We start from the raw sequence: 7,425 nt of genomic DNA, 5'->3' as shown, positions 1-7,425 counted from the left end.
ATATCTACCTTTAGATAAAAAATACTTAGAACAATTAGGTTTTGACTATATTGGATTAGGACATATTCATAAACCAAATATAATTTCGTCTAAAATGGCCTATTGTGGTAGTCCAGAACCTTTACATTTTGGAGAATTAGGAGAACATGGAATTATTCAAGGAAATATAGAATTAGGAAATACTCAGGTAGATTTTGTACCTTTTAGTAGCAGGAAATTTTTAGAAAAAACTATTAAAGTAGATGAAACTTTAGGATATATAGATATAGTAGGTAAAATAAAACAATGTGACAAAAAAGAAGAAAGAATAAAAAATTTTTACAGAATAAAATTAGAAGGTATTGTCAATAAAGATGTAGACATAGATAGTCAAGATATGAAGAAAATCTTAGAAGAGGATTTTTATTATATGGAAATAGTTGATAATACCATAATAGATTATGATTTAGATAGATTAGAAATGGACAATAAAGATAATATAATAGGATATTTTATACGGGAAATGAAGAATAAAGATTTAGAAGACAGACTAAACAGGGAAGCCCTTTATATTGGGTTAGAAGCTTTGATGAAAGGCAAGGTGGAGTCATGATTTTAAAGGAATTAAATTTAATTTCTTTTGGTAAATTCCAAAAAGAAAGATTTAATTTAGAAAAAGGGCTTAATATATTATACGGAGAAAATGAATCTGGAAAGACTACTATACATAATTTTATAGATGGTATGTTTTATGGTTTTTTAAAACCCTATGCAAAAAAAAGATATTATTTAGAGGAATATGAAAAATATAAGCCATGGAATGCTAATCAATATATGGGGATATTAAAGTTTTTAAAGGATGATAAAAAATACAGGATAGAAAGGAATTTTAATAAAGGAGAGGTAAAAGTATATGACGAACTAACAGGAGAAGATATAACTGATAAAATAGACAATGGAGAAAAAGTCAAAGTTCATCTTCCTGGATTATATTTTTTTGATTTTAATACTACCGTATATAAAAATACTATTTCCATAAAGCAGCTAGGAAACAAAATTGACTCTACCTTATCTACAGAAGTTAAAGATAGATTAGCTAATATTAGTACTAGTTTAGATGATGAAATATCTGTAAAACATGCTATTTCAAATTTGGATAAAAAGTTGGACAAAATAGGCACAGATAAAGCATATACAAAACCTTATGGAAGTTCCATAGTCAAGTTGAATAAATTAAAAGAAAAACGAAAATTAGCATTGGAAAAACAAAAAGAGTATAATAATTCAATTGATGAGTTCAATGTTTTAAAAGATAAAATTGAATATGAAGAAGGGAAAATTCAACAATTAAAAGATCAAATTCAAAAAGCTAAAATATTAGAAAAGAAGAAAAAATATGAAGACATATTAAACTTAAAAGAGGAAATTAAAACAGTAGATGAAGAAATTGAAAAATTAAAGCCTTATTCTAACCTATCCTTAGATGATTATGAAATTAGTTTAAGATTAGAAAATCATAAAGATAGCTTAACCAGAGAAATCAAAGAGCTATTATCAAAAATAAGCAGTATGGAATTGGAACTAAGTGAATTTAACATTGAGAAAGATAATGGTACTATAAGAGGGCTAAATCCAGAAGAATTATTCCGTGATATGAATATTTATAATGAAATGGAAGATAAAAAGAATAAACTAATTCTCAATAATCAGCAAAATAGATTGGAAATTCTAAAAAGAGAATTCAAAATGATTGAGGACAAAGCAAATAAATCTAAAATTAAAAGTAATATTTTGATTTTATTAACGGTAATTGCATTAGGATTAATATTAATTAATCCAATTCTTGCAATTTTAGCTTTACCTTTTGCAGGCCTATATTTTGTATCAAGAAAATCTAGGGGAGCTATTTTAAATGAGGTGGACGATTTAAATAGAAATATTCAAAAGATTGCTTTAGAAGAAGAAAAGAGAAAGAAAGAATTAAGGGGTTTGGAAGAAGAACAGAAGAATCTACTTATTAAATATAATTGTTCATCTAAATTAGAATTAAATAGACTATATGATAACATACGCTTGGACCAAATTAATAAAAACCAGAGATTTAAAACAATTTCCCAATTAGAAGAGGATATAGAGAAATCTAAATTAATTTTAAAAACAAAGAAAAAAGAAAGGGAAAGTATCATTTATAAATTAGAGAATATACTTCATAAGAATAATTCTAATAATTTAAATGAATTCAAAGAGGGGTTAGATAAAAAACGAAATTATGATAGTTTATTAAGAGATAGAAAAGGTAAAATTGAAATTATTGAGAAAATTTTAGGGAATACAACTTTAGAAGAATTAAAGATGCAATTATCCATTTATGATAATGAATATTTTGAAAGTATGGAAATGGTAGATATATCTGAAGTCAAAACTCAAATCAATATTAAAGAAGAATCCCTTTCTATTGATAGAAATATTTGTTCAAGGTTAGAGGAGAGAATTTTTAATTTAAATCAAGAAGTTAAACTATTAATAGACATTGGGGAGGAAATAAATAGGGTAAAAAAGGAAATTCAACATTATGAAAACAAGATTAAATCCATAAAAATAGCTAAGTCTACAATAGATAGTATTTCTCAGGAAATACATAATCAATTTGCGCCTAGAATAAATAGAGAAGTCAGCAAATTAATAAACTATATTTCTGGCGGGAAGTATGAGCAGGTAAAAGTAAACGATGATTTAAATATTGCTATTGAGAATCCTCAGACAAAGGCAATAATAGATGTTGATAGTTTAAGTGGTGGAACCATAGATCAGTTATATTTTGCATTGAGGTTTAGTGTAATCAGCTCTATGAAAGGGGATAATTTACCTTTAATTTTAGATGATTGCTTTATTCAATACGATGATGAGAGACTTGAAAATATTTTAAATTTTTTAGGAAATATGAGCCAATCAAAACAAATACTTCTTTTTACTTGTCATCACAGGGAAAAACAAATATTAGACAAATTAGGCTTAAAGTACAATATGATAAACTTAAGTTAATCTAATACTTTAAGGGCTTATTTATGTATTTTAGCAGTTTCTAACCTTTAAGTATTACATTAACATTAACTGAGGTGATGGGTTTGATATATGGAATAGGTGATTTACATTTAGATTATTCTCAGGAAAAACCAATGGATGTTTTTGGAGATAATTGGATAGATCATGAAAAAAAGATATTTAGTAATTGGAATCAGCTTGTTGGTGATGAAGATTTAGTTTTATTACCTGGTGATATATCCTGGGCATTAAAACTGAAAAAAGCCTATGATGATTTAAAAAGGATAGATGATTTGCCAGGGTATAAAATAATAACTAAAGGAAACCATGATTATTGGTGGCAAGGACCTAAAAAACTAAAGGAATTGAATTTAAAAACAATTACTTTTGTTCAAAATGATAGTTATATATATAATAATATTGGTATCGGCGGAACTAGAGGTTGGATATCTGAGGATTATGAAGGTTTTGATAAGCAGGATGAAAAAGTATTTAATAGGGAGTTAAATAGACTGAATTTATCTTTAACAAGTATTAAAAAAGATATTAATATAAAAATAGCTATGCTTCATTATCCTCCCTTTAATATGGATGGTTCACCTAATAAGTTTGTTGATTTAATGATAAAACACCATATTGATATATGTATCTATGGTCATTTACATGCAGAAGGCCATAGATTTGTAGTCGAAGATAAAATTAATGGAATTCAGTTTTATTGTGTTTCTAGCGATTTTATAGATTTTAAACCTAAAAAAATAATATAATAGGATTTACTGTCAGAATGAATTAAGGAGGAATTATTATGAGAATAGCTATCATAGGATATGGTGGTGTAGGTAGGGCTTTTCTTCAATTATTGTTAGATAAAAAAGATGAGTTATCTAAAGAAGATATAAATCCCAATGTAAAATATGTAATTACATCAAAAGGTGGGATTTATAATCCAGATGGTATAGATATTGAAGAATTTGTAAACTATACTAAATTAAACAAGGATATAATGAATTTTTCTACAGGAGAAGTTCAGCATATAACTTTCAACGACTTGTTAGAGAATAAAGATATAGATATGGTGATTGAAATGACACCTACAAATAAAAATACTGGAGAACCTGGCATGACTCATATAGTGGAATCCCTTAAAAATGGATTCCACGTGGTTACTGCCAATAAAGGTCCAATTTTATTAGCTTATAAAAGATTAAAGGAAATAGCTTCTAAAAACAATGTTCAACTGGGGATTGGATGTACTACAGGTGGTGCATTGCCAACGATTAATGGAGGATTAATGGATATGGCAGGTTCGACAATCCAATCCATAGAAGGTGTTTTAAATGGTACTACAAATTTTATTCTCAATGAAATGGAAAAAAACATGTTAGAATATGATGAGGCATTAAAAAAAGCTCAAGAATTAGGAATTGCTGAAACCGATTCAACCCTAGATGTGGAAGGATGGGATACTGCAATAAAATTATTGATTTTAACCAATGTTTTAATGAATCAAGAAAAAGAACTTAAAGATATAAAGGTAGAAGGTATTAGTAAAATTAAAATTTCTGATATACAGGAAGCAGCAAAAGAAGGTAAAAAATACAAACTTGTTGGGAAAACGGTAAAAGTAGAAGATGGATTAGATATGACAGTTAGACTTGAAAAACTAGATACAAAGAACCCACTTTATGGAGTAGATGACAAGAATAAAGGTATAAGATATGTTTCTGATACATTAGGCGATTTAACAATTATTGGAGGAGCTTCTGGTGTTACTCCGGCAGCTTCATCTATACTAAGAGACTTAATTAATATTAAAAGAGGATATAAATTTATTAGTAATAATATTTGATTTAAGTAGCCCTCAATTATTATGGTTGAGGGTTTTGCTATTTGCTAATGAAATAATAAGGTATATAATATAATTAGATTATTAAAAATTGAAATTCAATCTATATAGTAGGAGGTTATAAAATGAAATTATTTGTGGAAAAAGATTATGAAAAGCTTAGTAAAGTAGCAGCAAATATTGTTAAAGAAGAAATGAGTAAAAAACCTAATATGGTTTTAGGTTTAGCTACGGGGAGTACACCAGAAGGTATGTATAGAGAATTGATTAGGATGCATAAGGAAGATGGACTGGATTTTTCTAATGTTATTACATTTAATTTAGACGAATATGTGGGAATAGACGTAGAGCATCCAAATAGTTATCATTATTTTATGAAGAACATATTGTTTAATCATATAAATATAGATTTGAAAAATACTTATATTCCCGATGGTAAAGCTAATGATTTGGAAAAATACTGTGAAGAATATGATGAATTAATTCAAGAAAAAGGTGGTATAGACTTGCAGATTCTTGGAATTGGGGAAAATGGTCATATTGCTTTTAATGAACCAGATGATACTTTGAATGTAGGTACCAGTGTAGTCGATTTAACTCAATCAACAATAGAAGCTAATTCTAGATTTTTTGATTCTATTGATGAGGTTCCAAAAACTGCTATAACTATGGGAATAGGGACTATTATGAAAGCAAAAAAAATCATCTTATTAGCAAATGGAAAGAAAAAAGCAAAGGTAATTAAAGAGTTATTAAGAGAAGACAAGATTACAACACAATTACCTGCAAGTATGCTTTTATTGCACCCAGATGTTACTGTCATAATAGACGAAGAAGCATATCAAGGATAGTATACTAAAAGAAGGAGATCTTATGGGAAAAGGAAAAGAAATAGAAATAAAGGTTTTAAATATTGATTTAAACCATATGGAAAAACAGCTTATAGACTTAGGTGCTAAACTAGTAGCGAAAGAATATCAAAAAAATATTATATTAGATTCCAAGGACAATTATATAGAGAAAGTCTTAAATAGCTATTTGAGGATTAGAGAAACTAAAAACCTACTTACAAAAAAAGTAGAAACAAAATTAACTTTAAAAAAGAATGTAAGTAATGAAGGTGTTAGAGAAAACATTGAGATAACCACCCAAATAGAAGATAAGGATTCTTTGATAGCCATATTAAAAGATTTAGGATATGAGATAATAGAAAAAGGATATAAAGAAAGAAAATCTTATCTATATGATAAAATAAGATTTGATTTAGATATCTGGGATGAAGATACTTACCCTAATCCATATATGGAAATTGAAGTGGAGAATGAAGAGGATTTAGAGAAAGCCATAGAATTATTAAATATTGACAAAACTAATATTTCAACTAAATCAATAGTAGAATTAAAAGAAGAATTATAATGTAACCAAAAAACATAGTTTGAATAGTATATAATAAAGTATGTTTTTTGGGGAGGTTTTCAAATGTTAGATGATTTATTACAGGGCCTTACAAAAGGTGGAAGTAGTAGTATAATTTTAATACTAGTAATATTATTATTATTCGGTGGATTTGGAGGAGGATTTGATACAATTTTTGATGATAATATATTACTTATTTTCTTAGTTCTATTCCTTTTTGGCATATTTTAAACACAGTAGAAAATCTACTGTGTTTTTTCTCTATCTCTGAATAAAAACTTAAATGAATATAATCCTGCTAAACCAACTAAACCATAGATTATTCTACTCAGAGCTGAGTTTGAACCTCCAAAAATTGTTGCAACAAGATCAAACTGAAATAACCCAATTAAACCCCAATTAATTGCACCAATAATAACTAATACTAAAGCTAATGTATCCATAGAATCACTCCTTTTTATTCTTAAAACTATTCTTTCCAAATAAATAAATAATTATTCTCAAATAAGTAACCTAAAAGTATTTTATGACATAGTATACAGTGAGAGAAGAAATAATAAGGAGGTAAATTATAATGGTAGATGAATCTAATGTTGCAGGTGGAAAAAGAAGAGGCATAGGTGGTATTTTTAATGAAGTAGATGATGAGTTGCTATTTTTCTTCTTGCTGCTTGTAGTATTATTTAATGATGGTTGTTGGTTTAATGGTGGAGATGATTCTTTACTTTTCTTCTTCTTGCTGTTAGTTATATTATTTACGAATGGTTGGTGTTTCTAATCCCGTATTTTAATACGGGATTTTCTTTTAATAATTTACTTCAATGATGATCATTATATAAATATGTTGGAAATTTTCTCTAATATGATAAAATTAATATAAATATATAAATGAAAGGGAGGGATTTCTATTTTAATATTTATTCTAAAACTATTAATGATTGCTATTTTGTTTTTTATCTTTACCTATTACCCAATACAGACATATTTTTATTTTGCTATAGGCGCTATTGTTATTTTAGAAATTATTTCATACGTATATAGGGACAAAGAAAATAATAGGAAAAAAATTGAAAAAGGAGTGGATGAAGTAGCAAAAGGGAACTTGTCTAAAAAATTTGATATTACAGACAATAATTATGGTA

The 7,425-nt window shown here is 27.1% G+C and carries 10 protein-coding genes; 9 read left to right on the top strand and 1 reads right to left on the bottom strand.

Going from position 1 to position 7,425, the window contains the following annotated elements; translation table 11 throughout:
- The 7 genes from VK998_RS01405 to VK998_RS01375 all read left to right on the top strand — a co-directional run.
- The coding region (locus tag VK998_RS01405) for a metallophosphoesterase family protein (RefSeq protein WP_414713535.1) at positions 1–592 on the top strand (592 nt) is incomplete at its 5' end.
- Entirely contained in the window at positions 589–3,021 is a 2,433-nt protein-coding gene (locus VK998_RS01400; RefSeq protein WP_325224644.1) for an ATP-binding protein, read from the top strand. The genes VK998_RS01405 and VK998_RS01400, both read left to right, overlap by 4 nt.
- A gap of 83 nt (positions 3,022–3,104) precedes the next feature.
- A complete protein-coding gene (locus VK998_RS01395) occupies positions 3,105–3,788 on the top strand; it encodes a metallophosphoesterase (protein WP_325224643.1) in 684 nt (227 codons plus the stop codon).
- 38 nt (positions 3,789–3,826) lie between these two features.
- Positions 3,827–4,870 (top strand): homoserine dehydrogenase, encoded by a 1,044-nt coding sequence (locus VK998_RS01390; protein WP_325224641.1) that lies wholly within the window; start codon positions 3,827–3,829, stop codon positions 4,868–4,870.
- A 122-nt stretch (positions 4,871–4,992) separates the two neighbouring features.
- On the top strand, positions 4,993–5,718 hold the full coding sequence (gene nagB, locus VK998_RS01385; RefSeq protein ID WP_325224640.1) for a glucosamine-6-phosphate deaminase: 726 nt from the start codon (positions 4,993–4,995) through the stop codon (positions 5,716–5,718).
- 22 nt (positions 5,719–5,740) lie between these two features.
- Positions 5,741–6,283 (top strand): class IV adenylate cyclase, encoded by a 543-nt coding sequence (locus VK998_RS01380; protein WP_325224638.1) that lies wholly within the window; start codon positions 5,741–5,743, stop codon positions 6,281–6,283.
- 63 nt (positions 6,284–6,346) lie between these two features.
- Complete coding sequence (locus VK998_RS01375) at positions 6,347–6,514, top strand: hypothetical protein (protein ID WP_325224635.1); 168 nt, start codon at positions 6,347–6,349, stop codon at positions 6,512–6,514.
- 14 nt (positions 6,515–6,528) lie between these two features.
- Here the strand turns inward: VK998_RS01375 and VK998_RS01370 are convergent, their stop codons facing one another.
- Positions 6,529–6,726: a DUF378 domain-containing protein gene (locus VK998_RS01370; protein WP_325224632.1), complete on the bottom strand. Its 198-nt coding sequence runs from the start codon at positions 6,724–6,726 to the stop codon at positions 6,529–6,531.
- A 131-nt stretch (positions 6,727–6,857) separates the two neighbouring features.
- Between VK998_RS01370 and VK998_RS01365 the strand changes: the two genes are divergently transcribed.
- Both VK998_RS01365 and VK998_RS01360 read left to right on the top strand, forming a co-directional pair.
- On the top strand, positions 6,858–7,061 hold the full coding sequence (locus tag VK998_RS01365; RefSeq protein ID WP_325224630.1) for a hypothetical protein: 204 nt from the start codon (positions 6,858–6,860) through the stop codon (positions 7,059–7,061).
- Between the two features lie 156 nt (positions 7,062–7,217).
- The coding region (locus VK998_RS01360) for a hypothetical protein (protein ID WP_325224627.1) at positions 7,218–7,425 on the top strand (208 nt) is incomplete at its 3' end.

Source organism: Schnuerera sp. (genome assembly GCF_035459645.1).
In the GTDB taxonomy this organism is placed as follows: Bacteria; Bacillota; Clostridia; order Tissierellales; family Tepidimicrobiaceae; genus Schnuerera.
The sequence above is the reverse complement of the archived record's forward strand: the minus strand, read 5'-3'. Positions and strand labels throughout refer to the sequence as shown.

Coding starts and splice junctions, on each gene's coding strand:
- VK998_RS01400 (WP_325224644.1), top strand. CDS start 589: ATGATTTTAAAGGAATTAAATTTAATTTCTTTTGGTAAATTCCAAAAA.
- VK998_RS01390 (WP_325224641.1), top strand. CDS start 3,827: ATGAGAATAGCTATCATAGGATATGGTGGTGTAGGTAGGGCTTTTCTT.
- nagB (WP_325224640.1), top strand. CDS start 4,993: ATGAAATTATTTGTGGAAAAAGATTATGAAAAGCTTAGTAAAGTAGCA.
- VK998_RS01380 (WP_325224638.1), top strand. CDS start 5,741: ATGGGAAAAGGAAAAGAAATAGAAATAAAGGTTTTAAATATTGATTTA.
- VK998_RS01375 (WP_325224635.1), top strand. CDS start 6,347: ATGTTAGATGATTTATTACAGGGCCTTACAAAAGGTGGAAGTAGTAGT.
- VK998_RS01370 (WP_325224632.1), bottom strand. CDS start 6,726: ATGGATACATTAGCTTTAGTATTAGTTATTATTGGTGCAATTAATTGG.
- VK998_RS01365 (WP_325224630.1), top strand. CDS start 6,858: ATGGTAGATGAATCTAATGTTGCAGGTGGAAAAAGAAGAGGCATAGGT.